This window comes from Paractinoplanes ferrugineus, from assembly GCF_016862195.1.
Classification (GTDB): domain Bacteria; phylum Actinomycetota; class Actinomycetes; order Mycobacteriales; family Micromonosporaceae; genus Actinoplanes; species Actinoplanes ferrugineus.
Window position 1 is genome coordinate 223,331 of sequence record NZ_BOMM01000022.1, and the last position, 26,905, is coordinate 250,235.

22 protein-coding genes are annotated in these 26,905 nt (G+C 70.4%); 12 read left to right on the forward strand and 10 right to left on the reverse strand.

What is annotated here, in order from left to right:
• Positions 1-17: 17 nt before the first annotated feature.
• Positions 18-1,721, reverse strand: coding sequence for a serine/threonine protein kinase (locus Afe05nite_RS14685; RefSeq protein WP_203817622.1), 1,704 nt, complete (start codon positions 1,719-1,721; stop codon positions 18-20).
• Positions 1,722-1,821: 100 nt separating this feature from the next.
• On the opposite strand from Afe05nite_RS14685, the gene Afe05nite_RS14690 reads away from it, so the two are divergent.
• From Afe05nite_RS14690 to Afe05nite_RS14700, 3 genes are read left to right on the forward strand one after another with little or no spacing between them, the layout of a single operon-like run.
• Positions 1,822-2,553, forward strand: a complete 732-nt coding sequence (locus tag Afe05nite_RS14690) for a nucleotidyltransferase domain-containing protein (RefSeq protein WP_203817623.1) — start codon at positions 1,822-1,824, stop codon at positions 2,551-2,553.
• Entirely contained in the window at positions 2,553-3,098 is a 546-nt protein-coding gene (locus tag Afe05nite_RS14695; protein WP_203817624.1) for a GNAT family N-acetyltransferase, read from the forward strand. The genes Afe05nite_RS14690 and Afe05nite_RS14695 overlap by 1 nt, the downstream gene beginning before the upstream one ends.
• Positions 3,099-3,126: 28 nt before the next feature.
• The gene (locus tag Afe05nite_RS14700) at positions 3,127-3,867 is read left to right on the forward strand and encodes a hypothetical protein (RefSeq protein ID WP_203817625.1); all 741 of its coding nucleotides are present in this window, start codon (positions 3,127-3,129) and stop codon (positions 3,865-3,867) included.
• Between the two features lie 57 nt (positions 3,868-3,924).
• On the opposite strand, the gene glgB is transcribed toward Afe05nite_RS14700, so the two are convergent.
• The 4 genes from glgB to Afe05nite_RS14720 are packed head-to-tail and all read right to left on the reverse strand — an operon-like array spanning position 3,925 to position 11,184.
• Positions 3,925-6,030 (reverse strand): 1,4-alpha-glucan branching protein GlgB, encoded by a 2,106-nt coding sequence (gene glgB, locus Afe05nite_RS14705; protein WP_203817690.1) that lies wholly within the window; start codon positions 6,028-6,030, stop codon positions 3,925-3,927.
• A gap of 57 nt (positions 6,031-6,087) precedes the next feature.
• Positions 6,088-7,413 (reverse strand): maltokinase N-terminal cap-like domain-containing protein, encoded by a 1,326-nt coding sequence (locus Afe05nite_RS14710; RefSeq protein WP_203817626.1) that lies wholly within the window; start codon positions 7,411-7,413, stop codon positions 6,088-6,090.
• A complete protein-coding gene (gene treS, locus Afe05nite_RS14715; RefSeq protein ID WP_203817627.1) occupies positions 7,410-9,185 on the reverse strand; it encodes a maltose alpha-D-glucosyltransferase in 1,776 nt (591 codons plus the stop codon). Before treS ends, Afe05nite_RS14710 begins: the two co-directional genes overlap by 4 nt.
• A gap of 34 nt (positions 9,186-9,219) precedes the next feature.
• Positions 9,220-11,184, reverse strand: a complete 1,965-nt coding sequence (locus Afe05nite_RS14720; protein WP_203817628.1) for an alpha-1,4-glucan--maltose-1-phosphate maltosyltransferase — start codon at positions 11,182-11,184, stop codon at positions 9,220-9,222.
• Positions 11,185-11,611: 427 nt separating this feature from the next.
• Here Afe05nite_RS14720 and Afe05nite_RS14725 point away from each other — a divergent pair, with 427 nt between their 5' ends.
• Positions 11,612-12,187 carry a hypothetical protein gene (locus Afe05nite_RS14725; RefSeq protein WP_203817629.1) on the forward strand — a complete coding sequence of 192 codons (576 nt, stop codon included), beginning with the start codon at positions 11,612-11,614 and terminating at the stop codon, positions 12,185-12,187.
• 83 nt (positions 12,188-12,270) lie between these two features.
• Here the strand turns inward: Afe05nite_RS14725 and Afe05nite_RS14730 are convergent, their stop codons facing one another.
• Positions 12,271-12,735, reverse strand: a complete 465-nt coding sequence (locus Afe05nite_RS14730; protein ID WP_203817630.1) for a PPOX class F420-dependent oxidoreductase — start codon at positions 12,733-12,735, stop codon at positions 12,271-12,273.
• Positions 12,736-12,751: 16 nt separating this feature from the next.
• Positions 12,752-13,519 carry a polyphosphate--glucose phosphotransferase gene (gene ppgK, locus Afe05nite_RS14735; protein ID WP_203817631.1) on the reverse strand — a complete coding sequence of 256 codons (768 nt, stop codon included), beginning with the start codon at positions 13,517-13,519 and terminating at the stop codon, positions 12,752-12,754.
• 224 nt (positions 13,520-13,743) lie between these two features.
• On the opposite strand from ppgK, the gene Afe05nite_RS14740 reads away from it, so the two are divergent.
• The gene (locus tag Afe05nite_RS14740) at positions 13,744-14,523 is read left to right on the forward strand and encodes an RNA polymerase sigma factor SigF (RefSeq protein ID WP_239117820.1); all 780 of its coding nucleotides are present in this window, start codon (positions 13,744-13,746) and stop codon (positions 14,521-14,523) included.
• 74 nt (positions 14,524-14,597) lie between these two features.
• Here the strand turns inward: Afe05nite_RS14740 and Afe05nite_RS14745 are convergent, their stop codons facing one another.
• Together Afe05nite_RS14745 and Afe05nite_RS14750 are read right to left on the reverse strand one after the other, a co-directional pair.
• Complete coding sequence (locus Afe05nite_RS14745) at positions 14,598-15,173, reverse strand: YflT domain-containing protein (RefSeq protein ID WP_203817633.1); 576 nt, start codon at positions 15,171-15,173, stop codon at positions 14,598-14,600.
• The gene (locus tag Afe05nite_RS14750; RefSeq protein WP_203817634.1) at positions 15,170-16,093 is read right to left on the reverse strand and encodes a phosphatase PAP2 family protein; all 924 of its coding nucleotides are present in this window, start codon (positions 16,091-16,093) and stop codon (positions 15,170-15,172) included. Before Afe05nite_RS14750 ends, Afe05nite_RS14745 begins: the two co-directional genes overlap by 4 nt.
• A 229-nt stretch (positions 16,094-16,322) precedes the next feature.
• Between Afe05nite_RS14750 and gsmA the strand changes: the two genes are divergently transcribed.
• From gsmA to Afe05nite_RS14780, 6 genes are all read left to right on the forward strand, one after another.
• Entirely contained in the window at positions 16,323-17,462 is a 1,140-nt protein-coding gene (gene gsmA / locus Afe05nite_RS14755) for a sporangiospore maturation cell wall hydrolase GsmA (protein ID WP_203817635.1), read from the forward strand.
• A 68-nt stretch (positions 17,463-17,530) separates the two neighbouring features.
• Positions 17,531-19,810: an ATP-binding protein gene (locus Afe05nite_RS14760; protein WP_239117821.1), complete on the forward strand. Its 2,280-nt coding sequence runs from the start codon at positions 17,531-17,533 to the stop codon at positions 19,808-19,810.
• Positions 19,811-19,839: 29 nt separating this feature from the next.
• Positions 19,840-20,634 carry an aldo/keto reductase gene (locus Afe05nite_RS14765; protein ID WP_239117822.1) on the forward strand — a complete coding sequence of 265 codons (795 nt, stop codon included), beginning with the start codon at positions 19,840-19,842 and terminating at the stop codon, positions 20,632-20,634.
• Between the two features lie 43 nt (positions 20,635-20,677).
• Positions 20,678-24,571 carry an ATP-dependent RNA helicase HrpA gene (hrpA, locus tag Afe05nite_RS14770; protein ID WP_203817636.1) on the forward strand — a complete coding sequence of 1,298 codons (3,894 nt, stop codon included), beginning with the start codon at positions 20,678-20,680 and terminating at the stop codon, positions 24,569-24,571.
• Positions 24,572-24,646: 75 nt separating this feature from the next.
• Positions 24,647-25,039 carry a DUF6401 family natural product biosynthesis protein gene (locus Afe05nite_RS14775; protein WP_203817637.1) on the forward strand — a complete coding sequence of 131 codons (393 nt, stop codon included), beginning with the start codon at positions 24,647-24,649 and terminating at the stop codon, positions 25,037-25,039.
• 38 nt (positions 25,040-25,077) lie between these two features.
• Positions 25,078-25,827, forward strand: a complete 750-nt coding sequence (locus tag Afe05nite_RS14780; RefSeq protein WP_203817638.1) for a LamG-like jellyroll fold domain-containing protein — start codon at positions 25,078-25,080, stop codon at positions 25,825-25,827.
• A 91-nt stretch (positions 25,828-25,918) separates the two neighbouring features.
• On the opposite strand, the gene Afe05nite_RS14785 is transcribed toward Afe05nite_RS14780, so the two are convergent.
• Positions 25,919-26,164, reverse strand: coding sequence for a hypothetical protein (locus Afe05nite_RS14785; RefSeq protein WP_203817639.1), 246 nt, complete (start codon positions 26,162-26,164; stop codon positions 25,919-25,921).
• Between the two features lie 304 nt (positions 26,165-26,468).
• On the opposite strand from Afe05nite_RS14785, the gene Afe05nite_RS14790 reads away from it, so the two are divergent.
• Positions 26,469-26,894 (forward strand): RDD family protein, encoded by a 426-nt coding sequence (locus tag Afe05nite_RS14790; protein WP_203817640.1) that lies wholly within the window; start codon positions 26,469-26,471, stop codon positions 26,892-26,894.
• Positions 26,895-26,905 lie beyond the last annotated feature (11 nt).

Sequence of the window (26,905 nt, forward strand, 5' to 3'; positions counted from 1 at the left end):
GCCGGGCGTCCGGGGGCTCAGTTGCCGCTGAGTCCCCAGACTTTCACGTCGGTGAACGCGGCCTCGTAGGGGCCGTTCTCGGTGGCGCCGCGCTCGGTGTAGACGCCGAGCACCACTTTGCCGCTGGTGATCAGCGGGTCGGTGAGCGGGACGGTGCCGACGCTCACGCCGTCGCGGAAGATCGTGGCCTGGCTTCCGACCGCGTTGACGTCGATCGTGGTCGGCCTGCCGTTGACGGCGATCGGCTTGTCGAGCGGGAACGTGCGGGTCGTGGTGACGGCTTGATCCTTGTGCGTACCCAAGTAGATGTTCTTCTCGCAGACCCGCAACAGGTAGCCGTGGAAGGGCGCGAACCGGAACCACACGCCGGCGCAGCTGTCCTTGGTGAGCAGGCGCACGCCGACCTCGACGCGCATGTCGGTGGGCACGTCGTCGCCGGGGCCGGAGCAACGGTAGACGCCCTTGGTGTCGCGATGGGCGATCAGGCCGCCGTGGAACGAGCAGGACGCCCCCTCGGCCGGCAGCGACTTGGCTTCCCAGAGCCGCGGCCCGCTCAACGGGTCCTCGATGACCAGGTTCTCCGTGGCCGGGGTGGTCAGGGACTGGGCCACCGCCCGTTCGCCGTCCGAGGAGTTGAGCACCAGCATCGTCGCGCCGGCGACCACCGCCAGGATGAGCGCGGCCACCGCCACCGGCAGGAACCAGCGGCCGCGCGGCTCGGGCGGGGGCGGTCCCGGCACGATCGGCGGCATGTCGTCGATCGGTACGGTGACAATCGAGTCCTCGGTGTAGCCGACGAGCGAGGCGGTCGCTCGTACCCCCGTGACGGCCTGCGCCTCCTCGGCCGCCGCCCGCAGGTCGGGCTGGTCGGCGAGGGCCGCGGCCGCCGGTCGGGACGGGCCGGAGATCAGCATGTCGAGCAGTTCGCGGGCGCTCGGCCGCTTCGCCGGGTCCTTGTCGAGGGCGCGGCCGACCAGGTCCCGCAACGAGTCGGGCAGACCGGTGAGGTCGGGCGGCTGGGTCAGGATGCGGGCCGCGGTGGCCGGCGGCGAATCCGCCGCGAACGGGGTGCGGCCGGTTCCGGCGTACGCCACCACGCCGCCCCAGGCGAACACGTCCGCGGCCGGGGTGAGCGGGGCGTCCGCGTCACCGAAACGCTCGGGCGACATGTACGCCACCGTGCCGACCATCTGCGACGTGTCGGTGTGCCCGGTGGTCGACTCGACGTGCTGGGCGATCCCGAAGTCGATCACCTTGGGGGAGCCGGGCGCGAGCAGCACGTTGCGCGGCTTCAGATCGCGGTGGATCACGCCGGCCCCGTGGATCGCGGTCAGCGCGGTCGCCACCCCGATCGCGACACTGTGCAGGTTGGCCGCGGTGAGCGGGCCGCGATCCTCGACGACGTGCGCCAGGGTCGGGCCGTCCACGTATTCGACGACCAGGTAGGGCCGCTCGGCGTCCGGGTCGGCGTCGAGCACCTCGGCCGTGCAGAACGGGGGCACCTGCCGGGCGCGGGCCACCTCGCCGCGGAACCGGCGGCGGAACTCGTCGTCGTCGGCCAGGTCGACGCGCACCACCTTGACCGCGACCTGCGCCCCGGCCGGCGTACGGGCAAGGTAGACCGTGCCCATGCCGCCCTCGCCGAGGCGACCGACGATCTCGTAGTCGCCCAGCGTCGTCGGGTCGTGCGGGCGCAAAGGCTCCGAACGCGCCCCAGCCATCAGATCCGCCCCCCGGACTCGGAGCCGTCACTCTATCGGGCGAAGACCGCCCGGCGTAGATCGGCCGCGCCGTTGGCGCCGAACCGTCATGCTGTCACCCATGGATGATCGCCTGTCCGTCGTTCCGGTCGTGCCCGGCTTTGCGTCGGCGGTCAAGGACCTGGCCCGGGTTGTCGGGTTCTACGCCGGTGGCTCTATCGGTTCGGGAGACTACCGGCCCGGCATCAGCGACCTCGACCTGGTCGCGATCCTGTCGGCGCCGTTGACGCGCTATCGGCGAGCACGGTTGCGTGATCTTCATCGGGCGACCGGGCCGGCAAAGCTGCACTGCGCCTACGTCCCCGCCGACCAGTTGGCCGACGTCTCGTCCTCGCATGTGAACTGGGCGCACCAACGGATGTTCAAGCGCCCGCTCAGCGGGATCGCCCGCGCCGAGCTGCACCAGTTCGGCGTGCCGGTCTACGGCCCGCCGACGGCTGAACTGGTGCCGCCGGTCAGCCGCCCGGAACTGGCCGACGCCGTTCGCGGAGAGCTTCGCGGTTACTGGGCCGGCGCGGTCCGGCACGCCCGGGTGTGGCGTACCGACCTGCACGTCGACCTGGGCCTGACCACCGTGGCGCGGGCCGACGAGACGATCGCCACCGGCCGGCTCATCACCAAGCGGGAGGCGATCGAGCGGCTGCCGGCCCTCGGCGTACCGTCGTCGCTGGCCGACCAGATCCGCCGCCGGCGCGCCGGGGAGCCGGTGTCGTTGTCCGAGGCGGAGATCGGCGACCGGGCCGCACTCGTCCGCGGCCTGATGCGTCAGCACCTCGAACGTATCCTCGGCTGATGTTCATCACCACGGAGCGGCTGATCCTCCGGCGTTTCCGGCCGGCCGACGCGCCGATCCTGGCGGCCTACCGATCCGAGCCCGAGGTGGCCCGCTACCAGTCGTGGGACGCGCCGTTCCCGCTGCTCAAGGCCGAGACCGCGGTGGTCAACTTCATGGAGTCGGACCCGGATGCGCCGGGCTGGTTCCAGTGGGCGATCGAGCGCCTCGCCGACCGCCGCCTGCTCGGCGACGTCGGGGTGCGCCTGCACGACAACCTGCGGCAGGCCGAGATCGGCTTCACCCTGGCGACGGAACATCAGAAGCAGGGGTACGCGACGGAGGCCGTCCGCGGCGTACTCGATCGGCTGTTCCGCCTTCAGGGTCTGCACAAGGTGACGGGGGAGTGCGACGCCCGCAACGCGTCGTCGGCGGCCCTGCTGGAGCGTCTCGGCTTCACCCGGGAGGGCCGGCTGCGGCAGCAGACCTTCATCAAGGGCGAGTGGACCGACGACCTGATCTACGGCCTGCTGGGCAGCGAATACCTCACCCGGGAGCCGGTCTGATGTGGACGGCGACGGCTAACTTGAGCGCATGGCCGTCGTCGCCGCACTCGTCCTGCTCGCCGGCGTCTGCATGGTGGCCGTCACCGGCATCTTCGCGCTGATCAGCGTCGGCAACCTGCGGTGGGCCCGCAAGCTGCGCCGGGCCGTGCCGACACCCATCGGGTCCTGGCGGGGCGGGGTCGTCTCCACCGAGGCCGTCACCGAGCACGGAACGGCCGGGCCGCAGGTCGGGCCGCTCAGCCGCGCGGACTGCGCCTGGTACGAGATGACCATCGTCCGGATGAACAACAGCGACAACCGCTCCGACGTACGCATCGACGCCGGCCGGTCGCCCGCCTGGCCGGTCCTGGCCGACCCGTCGGGCCGGGTGACCATCGACCCGGGCCTGCTCACCGACCGGCGGGGCGAGAGCCGCACCGAGCACGCCCCGTCGGCCTGCCTCGCCACCACCGAGGAGTGGGAGCGGCGGCGCGACGGAGCGCCACCACCGTTCTGGGTGACGCCGGCGATCGAGCGAAGCTGTGCCTACGGCGATCAGCTGACCCTGCTGGAGGTGCGGCTGCCCCGCGGCCGGCGGGTCTTCGCGATCGGCCGCGCGTCGGGCGGTTCGCTGCGCCGCGGCCTCGTGACCCCCGGCCGCTGGGCGGACCTGATCACCGCGCGGGAGGACGACCTGCGACTGATGACCCGAGCCATCCCGGCCTTCGCCGTCCTCGGCCTGGCCGTCGCCGCCGGCGGCTACGGATTGCTGCTGCTCGTCACCCGATGACGCCGCGCTGACCGGGTCCGGGTCGGCGAACCCTGGTCAGCGCGGGTCAGGTGGGCCTCAGGCCTCGTAGCGGAGCCAGACGGTGCCCAGCGGGGGGACCCGAAGGGAGACCGAGGCGTTGAAGCCGTGCCACGGGACCTCCTCGGCCGTCACCTCGCCCAGGTTGCCCACGCCGGAGCCGCCGTACAGCTCGCTGTCGCTGTTCAGCACCTCACGCCAGCGGCCGGCGCGGGGCAGGCCGATGCGGTAGTCGTCGTGCGGCACCGCGGCGAAGTTGACGACGCAGGCCATCGGGTCGCCGTTGGGCGCGAACCGGACGAACGAGAACGTGTTGTGCTGCGAGTCCTCGCTGGTGATCCACCGGAAACCGGACGGGCTGGTGTCCTGGGTCCAGAGCGCGGGGGTCTCGCGATAGACCCGGTTGAGGTCCGTGACCAGGGCCTTGACGCCGCCGAACGCCGGGTCCTGGAGCAGGCCCCAGTCGAGGCCGCGCTCCTCGGACCACTCCCGCATGTCGCCCATCTCGCTGCCCATGAACAGCAGCTGCTTGCCGGTGAAGGCCCACATGAAGCCGAGCAGAGCACGGGTGTTGGCGAGCTTCTGCCACTGGTCGCCGGGCATCTTGCCGACCAGCGAGCCCTTGCCGTGCACGACCTCGTCGTGGCTGATCGGCAGGACGTAGTTCTCGCTCCACGCGTAGACGGTCGCGAACGTCATCTGGTGGTGGTGCCAACTGCGGTAGATCGGCTCCTTCTCCATGTAGGACAAGGTGTCGTTCATCCAGCCCATGTTCCACTTGAAGCCGAACCCGAGGCCGCCCAGGTGGGTGGGGCGGGTGACGCCCGGCCACGCCGTCGACTCCTCGGCGATGGTGACCACGCCCGGGTTGTTCTTGTAGACGGTGGCGTTCATCTCCTGCAGGAAGCTGATCGCGTCGAGGTTCTCCCGGCCGCCGTACTGGTTCGGCGTCCACTCGCCCTCCTTGCGGGAGTAGTCGAGGTAGAGCATCGAGGCGACGGCGTCGACCCGCAGGCCGTCGGCGTGGAACTCCTCGCACCAGTAGAGCGCGTTGGCGACCAGGAAGTTGCGGACCTCCTTGCGGCCGAAGTCGAACACGTAGGTACCCCAGTCGGGGTGTTCGCCGCGACGCCAGTCGCCGTGCTCGTAGAGCGGGGTGCCGTCGAACCGGGCGAGCGCCCACTCGTCCTTGGGGAAGTGGGCGGGCACCCAGTCGAGGATGACGCCGATGCCGGCCTGGTGCAGCTTGTCGACCAGGTAGCGGAACTCGTCGGGGTTGCCGAAGCGGGAGGTGGGGGCGAAGTAGCCGGTCACCTGGTAGCCCCACGAACCGCCGAACGGGTGCTCCATGACCGGCATCAGCTCGACGTGGGTGAAGCCCGTCTCGACCACGTAGTCGACCAGCTGCGAGGCCAGCTCCACGTAGGACAGGCCGGGGCGCCACGAGCCGAGGTGCACCTCGTACGCACTCATCGGCTCCTGGTGCCACTGCTTCTGGGCGCGGGCGCGCATCCAGTCGGCGTCCTGCCAGTCGTACTTGGATTCGAAGACCACCGAGGCGGTCGCCGGCGGTACCTCGGTGTGCTGGGCCAGTGGGTCGGCGTGCTCGCGCCAGACCCCGTCCCGCCCGAGGACCTTGAACTTGTACTTCGAGCCGGAGCGGGCGTCGGGGACGAAGATCTCCCAGACCCCGCTGCCGCCGAGCGAGCGCATCGGCCAGCCGTCGAAGGGACCCCAGCCGGAGAAGTCACCGATCACCTGGACGCCCTGGGCGCTCGGCGCCCACACCGCGAACGCCACCCCGGTGTCGCGGGGCTGCGCGCCCAGCACGCGCCACAGCTTCTCGTGCCGGCCCTCACCGATCAGGTGCAGGTCGAGCTCGCCGAGGGTGGGCAGATGACGGTACGGGTCGTCGAACTCGGTGCCGTCCACGTCGAGGCGGTAGTCGAGCACCGTGCCCGGGACCTCGACCGCGAAGACGCCGCTGTCGTGCACCTTCGTCATCTCGGCCCGCTCACCGCCGAAGATCAGCTGGACTTTCTCGGCGCCCTTGCGCAGCGTGCGGATCACCGTGTGGTCGCCGGACGGGTGCGCGCCGAGGACGGCGTGCGGGTCGTGCGTGTCGCCGGCCACCACGCCGTTCATGGCGCGCTGGTCGGCGACGAGCGAGGAGGCGGGATGGCCGATCACGACGGGGACTCCTTAGTAAGAGGTTCGGCCGACCAGGCGGGCGACGGACCGCAACGGGATCCGCAGCCACCCGGGCCGGTGTCTTGCTTCGTACGCGGCCTCGTAGACCGCTTTGTCCAACTCGTACGCCGCGAGCAGTGCACTCTGCGTGCGCGGGTCGAAGCCCGCCGCGTTCGCGTAGCCGTCGCAGAAGGCGGCCCGGTTGCGGTCCACCCACTCGCGGGCCCGCGCCGCCAGATGCTCGTCGTCGTTCGAGTCGACGAGCAGCTGATAGGCCGCGTACTCGTAGCTGCGCAGCACCCCGGCGATGTCGCGCAGCGGCGAGTCCGGCAGGCGCCGCTGGTCGAGCGGCACGCCGGGCTCCCCCTCGAAGTCGATGAGCAGCCATTCGCCGGGCGTGCGCAGCACCTGACCGAGGTGCAGGTCGCCGTGCACCCGCTGGACCGTGATCTCCAGGCCGTCGAGGGCGCGGAACTGCTCCTCGACGGTCGGCAGGAACGGCTGGAGCTCGGCGACCGACCCGGCCGCCTCGCGCATCCGGGTCAGCATCGCCTCGAGCGGGAACGGGGCGGGCCCCGAGCCCAGCTCGGCGGCCAGGTCGGCGTGCACCGACGCGACCGCCTCACCCAGGCGGTAGGACTCGCCCTGGAAGTCACCGCCGACCTCGTCGGCGGCCATCTCGGCGTCGGCGAACAGGTCACGGGCCGACGCGGTGGCCATGGCCCAGCCCTCGGCCGAGTTGGCCGCGAACGCGGTCACCATGCCGAGCGGGCACGGCTCGCCGTTCTCGGTCGTACCGAACGCGCCGAGCAGTCGCGCCACGTGCCGGTTGCCACGCCGGCCGAGCGCCTGGTTGAGCTCCACGTCGGGGTTGATGCCGACCGAGACCCGGCGGAAGATCTTGAGGATCGCCTCCTCGCCGAAGATCACGCTGGTGTTGCTCTGCTCGGCGTCGAAGACCCGCGGCCACGAGTCGTCACCCGGGAAAGTGGCGCCCGGCTCCGGCGTGAAGACCACGTCGTCGATCGAGTTGCCGTCGGCGACCAGGCTCAGCAGGTAGCGAGCCGCGCCCGGGTCGTAGAGCGCGTCATAACCGGTGCGACCCTCGACCGTGCCGATGGTGGCGACGTTGTGGAACTCGGCGAGCGGCCGGTTGTCCCACGCGACGATCACCTGGTAACGCTCGGAACCGCCGTCGGTGTACGCGACGTCGACGAGGATCAGGTCGAGGTTGTCGCCGAGTTTGGTCGACGACGCCTCGCTGACCGCCGACAGGGTGCGGGCCTTACCGGCGTACCAGCGTTGTTGCGGCAGCCACTCGGCGAAGGGCAGCGTCATTGCTTCTCCTCGGACCGGCACAACTGGAACCAGTAGAAGCCGTGCCCCGGGAGCGTGAGCAGATAGGGCAACTGGCCGATCCGCGGGAAGTTCACGTGGCCGGTCAACTCCACGGGCGTGTACCCGTTCCAGTGCTGCAGGTTGAGCTCGATCGGTTGCGGGAAGCGCGACAGGTTGTTCACGCACAGCACGACGTCGTCGCCGTTCTCGCGCAGGAACGCCAGCACCGACGGGTTCGACCCGCCGAGCTCGCGGAACGTGCCGACGGCGAACGCGTCGTGGCGGCGGCGCACGGCCAGCATCGTCCGGGTCCAGTTGAGCAGGGACGTCGCACTGTCGCGCTGGGCCTCGACGTTCACCGCCTGATAGCCGTACACCGGGTCCTGGTTGGCCGGTAGGTAGAGCCGGCCGGGGTTGGCCGTGGAGAAGCCGGCGTTGCGGTCGGGCGTCCACTGCATCGGGGTGCGTACGCCGTCGCGGTCACCCAGCCAGATGTTGTCGCCCATGCCGATCTCGTCGCCGTAGTAGAGGACGGGCGAGCCGGGCAGGGACAGCAGCAGCGCCGTGAACAGCTCCATCTGGTTACGGTCGTTCTCCAGCAGCGGGGCGAGACGCCGGCGGATACCGACGTTCGCCTTCATCCGCGGGTCCTTCGCGTACTCCCCGTACATGTAGTCGCGTTCCTCGTCGGTCACCATCTCGAGCGTCAGCTCGTCGTGGTTCCGCAGGAAGATGCCCCACTGGCAGTTGTCCGGGATGGCCGGCGTCTGGGCCAGGATCTCCGAGATCGGGAAACGCGATTCCCGGCGGACGGCCATGAAGATGCGCGGCATGAGCGGGAAGTGGAACGCCATGTGGCACTCGTCGCCGCCCGACCGCGGGTCGCCGAAGTACTCGACCACGTCGGCCGGCCACTGGTTGGCCTCGGCGAGCAGCACCCGGCCCGGGAACTCGTCGTCGATCACCTTGCGGCAGTGCTTGAGGAAGGCGTGCGTCTCGGGAAGGTTCTCCCCGTTGGTGCCCTCCCGCTCGTAGAGGTAAGGCACCGCGTCGAGCCGGAAACCGTCGATGCCGAGGTCGAGCCAGAAGCGCAGGACGTCGAGCATCGCCTCCTGCACGGCCGGGTTGTCGTAGTTGAGGTCGGGCTGGTGCGAGAAGAACCGGTGCCAGAAGAACTGCCGCCGCACCGGGTCGAACGTCCAGTTCGACTCCTCGGTGTCGACGAAGATCACCCGGGCGTCCTGATATTTGTCGGACGTATCGCTCCACACGTAGAAGTCGCCGTACGGCCCGTCCGGGTCCCGCCGCGACTCCTGGAACCAGGCGTGCTGGTCGGAGGTGTGGTTCATGACCAGGTCGGTGATGACCCGGATGCCCCGCTTGTGGGCGGCGTCGAGCAGCGCGACGAAGTCCTCCACCGTGCCGAACTCGGGCAGCACGCGGTAGAAGTCGCTGATGTCGTAACCGCCGTCGCGCAGCGGCGACTGGTAGAACGGCGGCAGCCAGAGGCAGTCGACGCCGAGCCACTGAAGGTAGTCGAGCCGTTCGATCAGGCCGCGCAGGTCGCCCGAGCCGTCCGACGAGGAGTCGTAGAACGCCCGGACCAGGACCTCGTAGAACACCGCCCGCTGGAACCAGGTGGCGTCCGCGGGAAGTGCGCGGGCGTGTCCGAAGTCCTCGGCGTTGGGATGTTCGACCACGCCGTCCTCGACGTGGCTGCCGTCCGCCGGGTCGTAGCCGTCCGCCGGGTCGAGCTCTTCACTCAGGTCCATTGCTTTCCCACCTACCCACCCGCTGGAACTTGAATCAGTTGCGTTGCAGCACGAACACGTGGGCGGGCTCGACGTAGGGGTCGATCCGGACCGCGTTGTGCTGGCCCCACTCGTACGTTGCTCCGGTGATCTGGTCGACCACCGTGAACCGCTCGTGCCAGTCCATCCCGAGTTCCGGCATGTTGAGCGTGGTGTTGCCCCACTGCACGTTGCTGGAGTCGAAGGAGACGACGACCAGAACGGTGTTACCGGTCTCGAGGTCACGCTTGGAGAAGACGAGCAGGGCCCCGTTGTCGACCTCGTGGAAGCGCAGGTTACGCAGCCAGTGCAGGGCGGGATTGTTCGCCCGGACCTGGTTGAGCCGGGTGATGTACGGGGCGAGGGAGCGCCCGGTGCGCTCCGCCTCGGCCCAGTCACGCGGCTTCAGCTCGAACTTCTCGTTGTCGATGTACTCCTCGGCGCCGGGGCGTGGTACGTGCTCGAAGAGCTCGTAGCCCGAGTACATGCCCCAGGACGGGGTGAGCATGCTTGCCAGCACGGCGCGGATCTTGAACATCGGCGGGCCGCCGTGCTGCAGCGCCTCGTGCAGGATGTCGGGGGTGTTGGGCCAGAAGTTCGGGCGCATCCAGTCGATCGACTCGAGCAGCTGACCCATGTATTCACGCATCTCCGCGGCCGTCGTGCGCCAGGTGAAGTACGTGTACGACTGGGTGAAGCCGATCTTGCCGAGCCCGTTCATCATGGCCGGCCGGGTGAACGCCTCGGCCAGGAACAGCACGTCCGGATCGGTCTCCTTGACCTTGGCGATCAGCCACTGCCAGAAGTTCAGCGCCTTGGTGTGCGGGTTGTCGACCCGGAAGATCTTGACGCCGTTGTCGATCCAGTGCCGGACCACGCGGTAGACCTCGTCGCGCAGCGCACGGTAGTCGTTGTCCCAGTTCAGGGGATAGATGTCCTGGTACTTCTTGGGCGGGTTCTCGGCGTACGCGATGGTGCCGTCGGCCCTGGTCGTGAAGAACTCGGGGTGCGACTTGACCCACGGGTGGTCGGGCGCGGCCTGCAACGCCAGGTCCAGCGCCACCTCGAGGCCGTGGTCGGCGGCCACCCGCAGGAACTGCCGGAAGTCCTCGAGCGAGCCCAGCTGCGGGTGGATCGCGTCGTGGCCGCCCTCGTCGGAGCCGATCGCCCAGGGCGAGCCCACGTCGGCCGGGCGGGGCACCAGCGTGTTGTTGCGGCCCTTGCGGTTGATCTTGCCGATCGGGTGGATCGGGGGCAGGTAGAGCACGTCGAAGCCCATCGCCGCGACGGCCGGGATGCGCTTGGCGGCGGTGGCGAACGTGCCGTGCTTGATCGGCGTCGCGTCCGGCCCGATCTCGGCCCCCTCGGAGCGCGGGAAGAACTCGTACCACGCCGAGTAGAGAGCCTTCTTGCGGTCGACCCAGATCGCGTAGGACCTGGTCGTGGTCACCTGCAGGCGGACCGGGAACTGCCAGAGCAGATCCTCGAGGTCGAGTGCGGGGGAGACCCGGGCGAACAGCGACTGCTGCTCGTCACGCAGGGCCGAGGCGGCGTGGCGGACCCGTTCCTCGTCCTCGTGCGGCACGATCTTGGTGGCCAGGTCGAGCACGTCGGCGCCCTCGGCGAGGTCGTTCGCCAGATCTTCCAGACCCTGGCCGGCGCCGATCTTCTTGACCACCGCGTCGCGCCACGTCCGGTAAGGATCCTCGAACGCCTCCACGGTGAAGGTCCACCGGCCGACCCGGTCGGGCTTGATCAGCCCGTGCCACTTGTCGAGACCCGGTTCACCGGGCCGCATCCGGGTGAACGGTTCGGTCTCTCCGTCGGGGCCGCGCCATACCACGTTGACACCGAGGGCATGGTGTCCTTCGCGATAGGACGTCGCGGAGACCGGCACGAATTCTCCGACGACGGCCTTGGCCGGATAACGGCCACAGGACACGGACGGAGTTACGTCTTCGATAGGAAAACGACCGGTCATGATCTCCACCGTAGTCAGCGAGGCGAGCGCGGGCGCGGCGAACCGAAACCACCGTCGGGGCATACATCTCCGCATAGGAGGCACCGCAAACGGCGGGCGAGCCGATGCGCTAAACCTATCGGATGGTGCTCCGCGGGGCTCAGCCAGGCGAGGTCCGGCGCTTTCCATGAAATCTGACAGTTCGGCACCCGCGGCGCACTCGCCGATGCTCGCCCGCTCCGGTCATCGCAACGTTACCGACCGGCAAAAACCACGCTCCCCATCCGTCACCCCGGCCTCACCGCGGCGGGTCCAGCGGGGGCGCGGGGAGCGTGTCGGTTGCCGAGCGGTCCCACTCCGGTACCCCTGCTCAAGTTCGCCGTCCCCGCGACCGAGGTTATCTCCGACGCGGCTCGACCGGAGCTGCGCCTGACCTCAGGAGCGTCTTGTGGCCGGACCGTCCGTCGAGCTTTCGCCGGTGATCGCCGCCAGCACCCACTGGCTGTCGCGCGCTTACCCGGCGGGCACCCCTGACACCATCGCCCACACGCTCTCCGAGCTGCAGGCCCGCCAGGCCGTCACGGTCGCGGCGTGGCTGCGATACCCCACCGAGATGGACGCGGCCCTGGTCGCGATCGCCGGCCCGGGCGGTTCCGCCGTGCTGGACTGGCGCGTGGGCAGCGAGCCGGACGACGACCAGGCCGAGGAGGAGGGCTGGCGTACCTGGGTCGACGAGGTCGTGGTCAGCTGGGCCGCCTGCCTGCTCGCCGACCCGCGGCTGGCGCGCCGGGGCGTCGACGCGGTGGCCGCCGCCATCCCGCCGAGCATGAGCGAGCGTCCCCGGCCGCACCCGCGCCGCACCGGCGGGCTGCCCAACGAGTTCCGCCGCCTGCTCGAGCCCGACCAGCGCGACCTGGACGCGGCCGTGCTGCTGCGCCACCCCGACCTGCTCGAGCCGGTCGCCGCGCTGCACCGCGACACGCTGCACTACCTGCTCGGTGTCGAGCAGGAGATCGCAGCCTGAGATCTCTCAGGAGCAAGTAGGCCGGCGTCCTGGTTCAGGGCGCCGGCCTTTTCCGTTCCCGGACTCCGAGCCGGGTCCGCGCCTCAGTCCGCCAGCCGGGCCGGGAAGCCGCCGGTGGCGATCGGGCTCCAGCGGTCGATCGTCACGCGGATCAGCGACTTGCCCTGGTCCCGCATCGCCTGGCGGTATTCGTCCCAGTCCGGATGCTCGCCGGAGATGCAGCGGAAGTATTCGACCAGGGGTTCCACCGAATCGGGCAGGTCGATCACCTCGGCCGTGCCGTCGACCTGCACCCACGCGCCGCCGAAGTCGTCGGACAGCACGCACACCGACACCTGCGGGTTGCGGCGGATGTTCATCGCCTTGGCCCGCTCGGGGTAGGTGGAGATCACGATGCGGCCCTCGGGGTCGACGCCGCAGGTGTTGGGTGAGGCCTGCGGGCGGCCGTCCCGGCGGGTGGTCATCAGGATCGCATGGTGGCGGGGCCGGATGAACTCCAGCAGTTGCTCCCGCTCGACGTCGGTGTTCGTCGCGATGGTGCGAGGCACGTATGTTCTCCTGTGTTCAGAGTGCCGAGACGTCGACCGGGTGCGGGCGCTCGGCCTGCTCGGCCGCGACCGCCGCGCCGATGATGCCGGCGTTGTTGAGCAGGGTGGCCGCGACCATCGGGGTGCGGATGTCGATGAGCGGGAAGAACTTGTCGGACTTCTTGCTGACACCGCCGCCGATGATGAACAGCCGCGGCGAGAGCAGCATCTCGACGTGCTTGAGGTAGGCCTCGACCCGGCCCGCCCACTTCTCCCAGCTCATGTCGTCGACCTCGCGGGCCCGGTCGGACGCGCGCACCTCGGCGTCCTTGCCGTCCAGCTCGAGGTGACCGAACTCGGTGTTGGGGATCAGCACGCCGTCGAGGAACAGCGCGCTGCCGATGCCGGTGCCGAAGGTCAGCATCATGATCAGGCCGCGCTGGTCGCGGCCCGCGCCGAACGCCACCTCGGCGGCACCGGCCGCGTCGGCGTCGTTGAGCACGGTGACCGGCTTGCCGAGACGGTCGCTGAACAGCCGCGCCGCGGGCGCGTCGAGCCAGGATTTGTCGACGTTGGCGGCGGTCCGGGTCACGCCGTCGACGACGACGCCGGGGAAGGTGATGCCGACCCGGTCGAAGCCGTCGAACGAGGCGGCCACCTCGGCCACCGCCTCGACCACGCTTGTCACGTCGCTGGGCTGCGGCGTGGGCACGCGGACCCGCTCGGCGAGCAGATCACCGGCGCCGGTGTCGACCGGCGCCCCCTTCACGCCCGAGCCGCCGATGTCGATGCCGAGAGTGGCCATCTGTGAGTTCCCGTCCGCTTCTTGAAGAGTGATTCCCGCTGTTTACCACGGGAGACCGACATTGAATCCTGCCTAAAGTCACCCGGACTACGCGCGGCTCGGTCGTTCGACGTGAGTGACTCATACTTTCGGCTAGTTTCATCTCCGCATTGTGGCTAGCGTGGACTCAAGAACGGTCGCCGCGCGCGGGCACGGCTCTCTGCCCGCTGATGGAGAGACCCGACATGATCCAGACCAAGGCCGAACCCAGGTCGGTGGCCGACAGCGCCTCCGAACACCTCACCGCGCTGGCGGCGGTACCGGCCGGTGACCCCGCCCGCCCGGCCCTGCGGGACACCGCGATCGAGGCGTGGCTACCCCTGGCCCGCCACCTCGCCAACCGTTACGCCGGCCGCGGCGAGCCCACCGACGACCTGATCCAGACCGCCACCGTGGGCCTCATCAAGGCCGTCGACAAGTTCGACCCCGAGCGCGGTGTCGACTTCGCCGGCTACGCGATCCCGACGATCATCGGCGAGATCAAGCGCCACTTCCGCGACCGCACCTGGTCGATCCGCGTCCCCCGGCGGCTCCAGGAGCTGCGCCTCGCGATCACCGAGGCGAACGCGACGCTCACCCACTCGCTGGGCCGCTCGCCGACCGTCCCCGACATCGCCCGCCACCTCGGCGTCACCGAGGAGGAGGTGCTCGAGGGCCTGGAAGGCGCGCGGGCCTACAACGCCACCTCGCTGAGCACGCCCATCTCCGCCGACGGCACCACCGAACTCGGCGACACGCTGGGCGGCCACGACCACGAGTTCGAGCTGGCCGAGACCCGGGTGGCCCTCGGCCCGGCGCTCGCCGCCCTCGACGAGCGCGAGCAGAAGATCCTGACCCTGCGGTTCTACGGCAACCTGACCCAGTCGCAGATCGCCGACCAGGTCGGCATCTCCCAGATGCACGTGTCGCGCCTGCTCACCCGGGCTCTGACCAAGCTGCGCGACCAGCTGAACGGGACGCTGTGAACGTTCGGCTCCCCCGATGAGCGAAGCGCCCCGGACCAGGCCTGGTCCGGGGCGCTTCGGCTGAGCGGCGGGGGCTACTGGGCGCCGGAGGCCTGCCAGTTGAGCTGGACGAGCAGCTGCCGGGCCTGGTCGGAGACCTCGCCGTCGGCGGTCACGGCGTACTGCCCGGCGACGATGGAGCTGCGCGAGGCGAAGTCGCGCCGGCCGCCCGTGGCGGCATGCGCGATCGCACCGAAGATCGCGCCCCAGGCCCCGCCGATGAGCAGGCAGACCAGGATGACGCCGACCCAGCCGGAGTCGCTGAACAGGCCGAACAGCACGCCCACGAACAGGCCGAACCAGGCGCCGCTGGCCGCGCCGGCGAGGGCGGCCCGGCCGGTGGTGAGGCGGCCCAGCACGTTCTCCACCAGGCGCAGGTCGGTGCCGATGATCGCGGTGCGCTCGACCGGGAACTTGTTGTCCGACAGGTGGTCGACGGCCTGCTGGGCCATCGCGTAGTCGGGGTAGGTGCCGACGACCTCGGTCGGCACCGCCGGCCCGCCCGCGGCCTGGGCGGGCAGGCTCGGCACGGAGCCGGCCGGGCCGGGCGGGACGGACGCGGCGTTATCGGTGACCGGCGTGCTGGCCGGCTTCTCGGATGGGGTGGTCACTGGTTGCCTCCCTTGGCCGGTGCGGTTCCCGGACGGTCGCCCGAGGCCAGCCGCACCCAGATCAGAAACACGCCGGCCACGACGGCGGCCATCCCGGCCGAGCCGGTCACGAACGCGAACTTGCCGGAGACGAGGTCCGGCGTGACCCGTTCGGACATCGCGACCACGATCAGGCCGAGCACCCCGGCGGCGCCGGCCACCACGGTCACGACGGCGAGGACACCGAAGCCGACCCGGCTGGGCCGCTCGGCGTCACCCAGGTGACGGACCCGGAACAGGCGGACGACGAACGCCACGAACGCCGACCAGGCGAGCACCAGCAGCGTCGCGGCGACGGTGTCGCTCGGGCGGTGCCATTCGGCCCAGACGGTCGCGACCGCGATCACCGTGACGTAGCCGGCGCCGATCATGGCGACCATGCCGCGTACGGCCACCGGCAGCACCAGGATCAGCGCCGCCACCACCGACGCGGCCGCCGTGGTGTGCCCGCTCGGGAACGAGTTGGGCATCCCGGTGCCGTCGAGGTCGGGCCGGGGCAGGTGGGTTTTCAGCAGTTGGCAGCTGCCGTTCGCGCCGAGCACCATGAACGCCGCGCCGACCGCCAGGTCGACGCGTTTGCGCAGCAGGCCGATGGTGGCGGCGGCCAGGCAGACGGCCACCAGGCTGACCAGCGTGGTGCCGTCGAGGGTGCGGCTGAGCACCTCCACGATCCGCTCGTGGTGCACGTCGCCGCCGTTCAGCGCGGACGTGTCGACCTGTTGGCCGAGCGTGGTGCGGATGAAGACGCGATAGAGCGCCGCGACCCCGGCCGCGGCCAGGATCGCGACGGCGAGCGGGGCGAGAACGTACCCGGCGCCGCCGCGTTTGTGGTCGGCGGCGAGGGTGGGCGCCATCTCGGAGCGGGACGCCAGGGCCGTCATCGGTGGGTCCTCCTGCGGCAGCGGTAACGAAGACGGGAAGCCGTTTGCCCAAACCTGGGTGGTTTCAAGCGTGCGGCCACACAAGTCTCACCCGTTGCCGCGCGTCGCGACAGACCCGGCGAGTGACCTCGGCAACTCAGCCGCAACCGGCATCGCTCTTGGCTCGCAACGGTCCCTCGCGACCTTCGTGGGACGGAACGGCCGGACCAAGACGAGGGGACTTCTCCACATGGGCTTGAACACCCGCCGACTGCTCGCCGCACCGCTTCTGGTGCTCGCGGCCGGTGGTGGTCTGCTGCTGGCGCCGAGTGCCGCCCAGGCCGCCGGGGTGACCGCGACCGTCGACGTGAACTCCGCGCCGCTCAAGATGCGCAAGAGCCCATCTCTCACCGGTACGGTCGTCGGCACCCTGCGCGACAACCAGAAGGTGACCATCGTGTGCGCCGTGACCGGGCCCGCGGTCCGCGGCTCGGTGCGCACCTCGACGCAGTGGGACCGGTTGTCCGACGGTGCGTACATCGCGCACGCGTACGTCACCGGCAGCAAGACGATCCCGCGCTGCGTGAGCACCTCGCCGCAGGCTCAACCCGTAAAAGCGAAGCCGGCGGCGGGCACCTACAAGATCGGCACGGTGCACAGCGCGGACGGCGCGGTGAACGTACGCACCGGGCCGTCGACGGCGGCGCCGGTGAAGCGTGCGGTCGGTGACGGCGTCACGGTGCAGGGAGTGTGCGGTGTCGTCGGCTCCAACGTCGTCGGCTCGGTGCGCACCACCACGCAGTGGAATCGGCTCACCGACGGCGGTTACATCTCGCACGCCTATGTCGTCACGCCGACGCTGAAGCTGTGCCCGGGCGCGTCGCTCACCCCGCCGAAGACCACCCCGGCGATCACGCCCGAGCAGTTCCTGGCCGCCTCGGTCACCGGTGCTCAGCAGGGCTGGCGGGAGTTCGGCGTGCCGGCCTCGGTGACCATCGCGCAGGCGATCCTCGAGTCCGGGTGGGGCCGGAGCGGCCTGTCGACCGCGGACCGTAACTACTTCGGCATCAAGTGCCAGAGCGGGCGGTTCGGGACGCTCGCCAGCGGTTGCCACGACTACGTCACCCAGGAGTGCTCGGCCGCCGGGAAGTGCTTCACGACCACGGCGAGTTTCCGGACGTACCCGACGATGGGTCACTCGTTCCGCGACCACGGCAACTTCCTGCGCGTGAACAGTCGTTACCAGCCGGCGTTCAGCTACACCAAGGACGCCAACAAGTTCATCTGGAACGTGTGGAAGGCCGGGTACGCGACCGACCCGAACTACTACATGAAGATCACCGCGCTGATGGCGTCGTACGACCTCTACAAGTACGACGTCTGGAAGTAATATCTGTTGTTTTGCCCCCGTCGGCCGATCCAGCCGACGGGGGCGTTTTGCGTATTACGCTCACTTTGGTGAGACGATGGCTGTCCGGACCGGTACTCGCCGTCGTCGTGACCCTCGTGGGCCTGATCGCCACCGGCCTGACCGTCGCCGGCCTGCGCGCCGCCCAGCGGGCGAGCGCTGAACGGGTCATGGACCAGCGGGCCGCGATGGCGAAGGCGGCCGTGCTCGCCGAGACCGACCGCTACCGCTCGCTGCTCGCGGCGACCGCCGGCGGCCTGACCACCGACTCCGCGATGACCTGGGAGGACTTCGACGCGGCGACCGCGACGCTGGACGGCGCCGGCCTCAAGGGCGTGGCCAGCGTCGCGTACGTCGTGCCGGCCACCGACGCGCAGGTCCCCGCCGTGCGGAAGTTGTGGCGGGCCCGCGGCTCCGACGGTCTCGTGCTGCGGCCGGTCGCCGGTGCCGCCGAGCACTACTTCACGATCTTCACCCGCGGGTTGCGCGACGACGGGTCGGCCGCCGGGCTCGACCTGGCCGGGGCCGCCGAGCCGGCCGAGGCACTCGTCGACGCCCGCCGGATGAGCACGGTCACCGTCTCCGACACGTACGTCCTGCTCCGTGACCGCCATCTGCCCGCCGACCGGCAGCAGCACTCGTTCGTCTTCGCCGCGCCGATCTGGCCGCGCACCGCCGACCCGGCGTTCCGTGGCTGGCTCGTCCTCGGCCTGCGTGGCCAGGACTTCCTCAGCGGCGTGCTGTCCACCGTCAGCCAGGGCCAGCTCGACGGGGAGCTGCTCGCCAGCAACGACGACGGCAGCCGGCCCGCGGTCGCCCGCTACTCCGTGCCCGGCCGTCCCGACCTGGAACGGCAGAGCCTGCTCGAGGTGGCCACCGACGAGTGGACCCTGATCGTCCGGGCCGACTCCCGCAACCTGCCCGGCGCGCGCAGCAGCCTGCCGACGACCGTGCTGCTGGGCGGCATCCTGCTCACGCTGGTGGTGGCCGGCCTCGTGCACGTGCTGGCCACCGCCCGCGCCCGGGCCCTCGCCCGGGTCCGGACGGCCACCGCCGAGCTGCGCCGCCAGGCCGGGCTGCTCGGCGCCGTGATGACGAGCATCGGCGACGGCGTCGGCGTGATCGACGAGAACGGCGAGTTCCTGCTGCACAACCCGGCCGCCCGAAAACTGCTCGGCGTCCCGGAGGAACCCGGTGACCCGGGCGACTGGCAGCAGCACTACGGGCTCTACCGGCCGGACGGGCGGACGCCGTTCCCGCAGGACGAGCTGCCGCTGATCCGGGCCCTGGCCGGGGAGAGCAGCGACGGGGTCGAGTTGTTGGTGCGTAACCCCGGCCGGCCCGAGGGCATCCTGCTCAGCGTGGACGGGCGGCCGCTCGACCCCAGCGCGGGGCAGCGCGGCGCGGTCGCGGTCTTCCACGACATCACCGAACTGCGGCGCTACGAGAACGACCTGGCGGTGTTCGCCGGGGTGGTCGCGCACGACCTCAAGGCGCCGCTCGCCCGGATTCGCGGGCACTGCGAGGCGGTGGCGGAGTCGCTTGCCGACGGGGACGGCGATCCGCAGGAGTGGCTCACCCGGGCGGTGCTGGCGGTCGACCGGATGGGCGCCATGATCGACACCCTGCTGGCCTACACCACGGCTCGCGACGCACCGCTCGCCTGCGTCCCGGTCGACCTCGCCGACCTGGTGCGCGACGTGGTCCAGGACCGCGTCGGGCATCTGCCCGCGGGGGAGCGGCCGGACGTACTGATCGCCGGCCTGCCGATGGTCGCGGCCGACCCGGCGCTGTTGCGGCATGTTCTCGACAACCTGATCGGCAACGCCCTCAAGTACGTGCGGCGGGGCGCCGCCGCCCGGGTCGAGATCACCGCCTCACCCGCATCCGCGGGCTGGACGCGGGTGACGATCGCGGATCGGGGCATCGGCATCCCGGACGCCGACAAGCCCGCCGTGTTCGAACGGTTCCACCGGGCCCACGCCGGCGCCGGCTATGCCGGCACCGGGCTGGGCCTGGCCATCTGCAAGCGCATCGTGGAGCGCCACGGTGGGGAGATCGGCGTCGCCGACAACCCCGGCGGAGGTACGCGCTTCCACTTCACCCTCGCCTTGGAGGAGTACGCCATGAAACTCAAGAAGTCACCGGTGGAAGACGACGACCAGACGCGCGCGCGACTGGAGCGGGCGCTCGCCGAGCGGGCCGCCATGGAGCGCACCGCCCTGCCCGGTCTCAGCGCGCTGCCGTCCGCGGCTCCGTCGGCCGGCGATCCGGCCGGCACCCGGTTGCGCTCGCCCGTGCCGCACCACCACACCGAGGAACCTGAATAGTCCGCATCCGGGAGGGCAAGGATGACGGTATGAGCATTCCAGCCCTCCCGCTGCCCGAGGCGGCCGACGGCAGCGCCGTCGAGATGCCGCTCCTCGGCTTCGGCACCTGGCAGATCCGCGGCGAGTCGGCCTACCGGGCGGTGCGCACCGCCCTCGACGCCGGTTACCGCCACCTCGACACCGCCACCATGTACGGCAACGAGGACGAGGTCGGCCGGGCCGTCGCCGATTCCGGGGTGCCTCGTGACCAGGTCTTCATCACCACCAAGCTGCCGCCCGACCACGCCGGCCGCGAGGACGCCACGCTCACCGAGAGCCTGCGGGCGCTGCGGGTCGACGCGGTCGATCTGTGGCTGATCCACTGGCCGCCGTCGCGGGGCCGGTCGGCCGCGGTGTGGGACCGGTTCGTGGCGCTCCGCGAGAAAGGGCTGGCGCGGGCGATCGGCGTGTCCAACTATGACGTCGCCGACATCTCGGAGCTGTCGTCCTCGGCCGGGGTGACGCCGGCGGTCAACCAGATCAGGTTCGGCCCGACGCTGTGGGACGCCGGTCTCGTGCGGGCCCACCGTGACCTCGGTGTCGTGGTCGAAGGCTATTCGCCGTTCAAGACCACCGACCTCGGCGATCCGGCGCTGACCGGGATCGCCGAGGCGCACGGCGTGGACGCGGCCCGGGTCGTGCTGCGCTGGCACGTGCAGCACGAGGTCGTGGTGATCCCGAAGTCGTCCTCGGCCGAGCGCATCGCCACCAACTTCGACATCGGCGGCTTCGCGCTCACGCCGGATGAGATGGCGGCGGTCGACGCGCTCGCCCAGCGGCATTAATCACCAGGCGTTTCCGGCCCGTTCCGCCTATTCTTGCTCCGCCATGTCGATAACACCCGCCTCGCTCCGCGCGCAGCTCGCCGAACTACTTCCCCGGGACGCCCGGCGGCTCCAGCGCCGGCTGGACGGCACCCGCCGGATCCGCGACGACGCGGCGCGGGCCACCGCGCTGGCCGAGATCGAGACCGAGGCGGCCACCGCGCGCGGCCGTCTCGAGTCCCGGCTCGCCGCCGTCCCGAAGCTCACCTATCCCGAGTCGCTGCCGGTCAGCCAGCGTAAGGACGACATCCTCGCGGCGATCCGCGACCACCAGGTGGTCGTGGTGGCGGGTGAGACCGGCTCCGGCAAGACGACCCAGATCCCCAAGATCTGCATGGAGCTCGGGCGGGGTGTCCGCGGTCAGATCGGGCACACCCAGCCGCGGCGGATCGCGGCCCGCACGGTGGCCGAGCGCATCGCCGAGGAGCTCGACCGGCCGCTCGGCACCACCATCGGCTACAAGGTGCGCTTCACCGACCAGGTGAGCGACGACACCATGGTCAAGGTCATGACGGACGGCATCCTGCTCGCCGAGATCCAGACCGACCGCATGCTGTACCGCTACGACACGCTGATCATCGACGAGGCCCACGAGCGCAGCCTCAACATCGACTTCATCCTCGGTTACCTTCGCGAGCTGCTGCCGCGCCGCCCCGACCTCAAGGTGATCATCACCTCGGCGACCATCGAGACGGCCCGGTTCGCCGCGCATTTCGAGACGCCGGCCGGCCCGGCGCCGGTCATCGAGGTCTCCGGCCGGACCTTCCCGGTCGAGACCCGGTACCGGCCGCTCGTGACGACCGATACCGAGGACTCCACCGAGGAACCGATGGATCAGGTCGACGGCATCGCCGAGGCGGTCGACGAGCTCGGCCGCGAGGGCGACGGCGACATCCTGGTGTTCCTCTCCGGTGAGCGGGAGATCCGCGACACCGCCGACGCGCTGGCCAAGCGCAACCTGCGCAACACCGACATCGTGCCGCTCTACGGCCGGCTCTCCGCCGCCGAGCAGCACCGGGTGTTCGAGCGGCACTCCCAGCGCCGCGTCGTGCTCGCCACCAACGTCGCCGAGACCTCGCTGACTGTCCCCGGCATCCGCTACGTCATCGACCCCGGCACCGCCCGCATCAGCCGCTACTCCAGCCGGCTCAAGGTGCAGCGGCTGCCGATCGAGCCGGTCTCGCAGGCCAGCGCCAACCAGCGCAAGGGCCGCTGCGGCCGGGTCGCCGACGGCATCTGCATCCGGCTCTACTCGGCCGAGGACTTCGAGAGCCGGCCCGAGTTCACCGAACCGGAGATCCTGCGCACCAACCTCGCCTCGGTGATCCTGCAGATGACCAATCTCGGACTCGGCGATCTCGCCAAGTTCCCCTTCATCGACCCGCCGGACCGCCGCAACATCACCGACGGCGTGAAACTGCTCGAAGAGCTGGGCGCCCTGGACGACCGCAAACTCACCCCGCTCGGACGTCAGCTCGCCCAGCTGCCGGTCGACCCGCGGCTGGCCCGCATGGTGATGGAGGCCGACAAGCAGGAGTGCGTCGCCGAGGTCATGGTGATCGCGGCCGCCCTGTCCATCCAGGACCCCCGCGAGCGCCCCACCGAGAAGCAGCAGCAGGCCGACGAGAAGCACGCCCGGTTCACCGACAAGGAATCGGACTTCTTCAGCTACCTCAACCTGTGGCGCTATCTCCGGGAAAAGCAGCAGGAACTGTCCGGCAACCAGTTCCGCCGGCTGTGCCGCGCCGAATTCCTCAACTACCTCCGGGTGCGCGAGTGGCAAGACGTCTACGCGCAGCTGCGGCAGGTCGCCCGTACCCTCGGATTGTCCTTGACCGAGGACCGGGAGGACGTCGCCGAGGGTGCCCACGTGCACACCGCGCTGCTCTCCGGCCTGCTGAGCCACATCGGTCTGAAAGAGGGCGACAAACGCGAATACCTCGGTGCGCGCGGCGCCAAGTTCGCCATCTTCCCGGGGTCGGCGCTGTTCAAGAAGCAGCCGCGCTGGGTGATGTCGGCCGAGCTGGTCGAGACGAGCCGGCTGTGGGGCCGGGTCAACGCCCGCATCGAGCCGGAATGGGCCGAGAAATTGGCGCCCCATCTGGTCAAGCACAGCTACAGCGAGCCGCACTGGGAGAAGAAACAGGGCGCGGTGATGGCCTTCGAGAAGGTCACGCTCTACGGCCTGCCGATCGTGCCGCGGCGGCGGGTGCTCTATTCCAAGGTCGACCCGGTGCTGTGCCGGGAGTTGTTCATCCGGCACGCGCTCGTCGAAGGTGACTGGGACACCCACCACAAGTTCTTCGCCGACAACGTCAAGCTGCTCGAACGCATCGAGGAGATCGAGAACCGGGCTCGCCGCCGGGACATCGCGGTCGACGACGAGACGGTCTACGCGCTCTACGACGCCCGCATTCCGGCCGACGTCGTCTCCGCGCGGCATTTCGACTCGTGGTGGAAGAAAGCCCGGCGCGACGATCCCGAGCTGCTCACCTTCACCCGGGAAATGCTCGTCAACGCGGGCCGCGACACGATCGACCCCAACGCTTTCCCGGACGCCTGGCTCGCGGGCGGGGTGCGACTGCCGCTCACCTATTCGTTCGAGCCCGACTCGGCCGCCGACGGCGTCACCGTCACGGTGCCGCTGACGCTGCTGAACAAGCTCGACGCCGACGACTTCGGCTGGTCGGTGCCGGGGTTCCGCAAAGACGTCGTCATCTCGCTCATCCGGGCCCTGCCGAAGGCGCTGCGCACCAACTTCGTGCCGGTTCCGGACTGGGCCGAGGCCGTGCTCGATCGCATTCCGGCCCGGCGCGGCTCCCTTCCCGACGCGATCGGCAACGAGCTGCGCCGACTGTCCGGGACGGTTGTCCCGGCCGACGCGTGGCGCCCCGATCAGGTGCCGGCCCACCTGCGGATGAATTTCCGGATCGTCGACGAGAACGACAAGGTGGTGGGGTCGGACCGCGATCTCGAGGTGCTGCGCCGCAGCCTCGCGCCGGCCGTGCGGAAGACCATTTCCGCGGCGGCCGGCAACATCGAACGGCGGGGCATCACCACCAACGACTTCGGCGCGCTGCCGCGCCGCCTCCAGCAGATCCGCGGCGGGTACGAGGTGAGCGTCTATCCGGCGCTCGTCGACGAGGGCGACTCGGTGGCCGTACGCGTATTCGAGACCGAACCCGACCAGCACCTGGCGATGATCGCCGGCACCCGGAAGTTGCTCCTCCTGACGCTTCCGCCGGCCGCTCGCTATCTGCAGGGGCGCCTCGACAACCGGGCCAAGCTCGAACTGTCACGCGGGAATCCGTACCGTTCCATCGCCGATCTTCTCGATGACTGCGCCGGTGCGGCGGTGGACAGACTGGTGGCCGATGCCGGCGGTCCGGCCTGGTCGTCGCCCGCTTTCGCGACCTTGCGCGAGGCCGTCCGGGAAGACCTGGTCGACGCCGTCGCCAATGTGGTGACTCAGGTGCAGGCGGTGCTCGCCACCACCTACGAGGTCTCGCAGCGGCTGGCCAGCACCCGCAATCCGGCCATGGTGGCGGCGATGGCCGACATCCGGCAGCAGCTCAAGGCGCTGGTCCATCCCGGTTTCGTGACCGCCACCGGCTGGCGGCAACTGCATCACCTGCCCCGCTATCTGCGCGGAATCAACTACCGGCTCGACCGGCTCGGCACCAATCTCGCCCGCGACCGTCAGCTGATGGCCCGGATCCACGAGATCGAGGCGGAATATCGCGAGCTCAAGGCCGAGTTGCCGCCGTCCGAGGAGATGACCGCGGTGCGCTGGATGATCGAGGAGTTGCGGATCAACTTCTTCGCGCAGGCCCTCGGCACGGCCTATCCAATTTCGGACAAACGGGTGTTCAAGGCGATGGACCAGCTCCCCGCGTAGCGGCCTCGTAGACGCTCGGGTGCCGTTGGGTTACCCCCCTTCTGCTGGGGGTCGGGAGGCCATAGCGTCTTCCGCATGACGAACGAATTCCTCGCCTTCGCCCCGATTTCCACCGCCGCGGACATGCCGGTTGCCGACCCGGCCGCCGCGCTGCTGGACGAGATGATGGCGCGGCTTGGCGTCGACGGCCTCAGTGCCGCGATTGCCGACCCGGGCCTGCTCGCCCTGGTCGACCAGCACGCCGCCGCCGTTCGTGACGCCCTGCTCGACGCCGATCGCGACGCCGACGCGGCCGGCCTGGCCGCCTACGCCACGTCGATCGTCGCCGCCGCCCGCCGGGGTGGCCGCGCCGTTCCGGCCATCGGCGAGGCGCCGGTGCGACCCGCCGATTGGATGGCCGCCGAGTGGTACCTGCTGCGGCTGCTGGGCGTCTGCGCGCTGGCCGAGGCGCTGGACGTTCTTCCCTGAACTTCGTAACAAAAAGGGCGAAAAGCGGTTTTCTAAGTATGAAGCTCGCACTCGCTCTCGCGGCGGCGGCCGGGATGCTGATCCCGGCGTCGCCCGCCCTGGCCGCCCCCGGTTCCTCCCTGACCACGCCCCGCCCCTCCGCGGACACCCCCGCTCCCGCGCTGGTGGCCCGCTGGGACTTCAACGCCGGCGCCACCGCCGGCAAGATCGCCGACACCTCGGGCCACGGCCTGACCCTCAGCGTCCGAGCCGCCGATCAGGGCGTGATCCGCTTCGACGCCGGGACGGTCGCCTTCCCCGCCGTCTGCACCACCGGCGCCACCCTGTGCCCGCGTGGCCTGATGGAAGCCCCGAACTCGGCCGACCTCAACCCCGGCGTCCGCAACTTCCGCTGGTCGGCGCGCGTCCGCGTGACGAAAGCCCAGCTCTCCGGCTCGGCCAACATCCTCCAGAAGGGCGTGGCCGGCTCCGGCTCGCAGTGGAAGATGCAGCTCGGCGCCACCAACGGCCGCGCCCAGTGCGTGGTGACCGGCACCGGCTCGGCGACCGCCTACATCGCCCGCTCCACCGTCTCGGTCGCCGACGACGTGTGGCACAAGGTCCACTGCCAGCGGACGAGCACGATGCTCGCGGTCTATGTCGACGACGTCCAGCGGGGCCAGACCGCGATCCCGGCGACGCTGTCCATCAGCAACACCGCCCCGCTGCGGATCGGCGGCCCCAACTTCAACGCCCGCTCCGAGATGTACCACGGCCTGCTCGACGACGTGTACGCCGAGCTCGGCTGACGAAGAAGCCCGGCGGACACCTCGTCCGCCGGGCTTCCCCGGTTACCGGTCGTCGGGCCGGCCTGGCTCCGGCGGAACGCGTAGGACCGGCCTAGCTCCGGCGGAACGCGTAGGACCGGGACTTCCCGCCGCCGGACCGGGCGTGGTCGCGCTCCGACCGGCCCCGCGCGGCCTGCCTGCCGTCGCGGGCGCCGTGGTGGGCGGGATCCACGCCGAGCGCCGGGCCGGGCAGCCCGTCGCCCGGATTGTCGGGCGCGCTGCGGGCGAGCCCGGCGGTGAGGTCGAGCCGGGCGAGGTCGTCCTGGTCCACGCGGACGGAAAAGCTCTTCGGGGGCATAAGATCCTCCTTCACACGCACCGGCGCGAGCCCGGGCCACGCGACGCGGCCAGGCGCTCGGGACAGCGCTGAGCAGGGTGAAGCCATGGATGGAACGAGAATGCTCCGGGCGTCGGCAGGCCGGTGCCGGCACGGCGGACAACCCGCCGGCGCACCCGGAACCACAACGCATGGGCCACAACGCGTCGAACGCGACTGCGGCCGCCTCATCAGGAGATCATGCGCGCAACGCTAATCTCCGCACCCCGCCGACGCCACTGATTTATTCGGGCGGCGTCTTGCGGTCGTCGAGCATGATCGACGGATGACCTACCGACCCGGCTCGCCGAACGTGCACGTCACCGGCCGCCGCATCGTGGCGACCCTGCTCGACAGCCTGGTGCTGAGCTGCTTCATCCCGGCGACCAACGGGCAGGACGGAACCAGCGGCTTCGACCTGACCACCCTGTCGGCGGGTGGCAGCCTCTCCCTGGGGCTGCTCGCGGTCCTCTATTACACGCTGCTGGAGGGCCTGACCGGCCGTACGCTCGGCAAGCTCGTCACCGGCATCCGCGTGGTCGACGCCCGCTCCGGTGGCAAACCGGGCCTGCTCGCCGGCCTTGTCCGCACGCTGCTCCGCCTGATCGACGGCCTGGTCGGCTACCTGGTGGCGATGATCGTCGTGGTCAACTCCGAGAACCGCCGCCGCCTCGGCGACATGGCCGCCAAGACGCTTGTGGTGCGCGCCTGACCGCCGCCGCT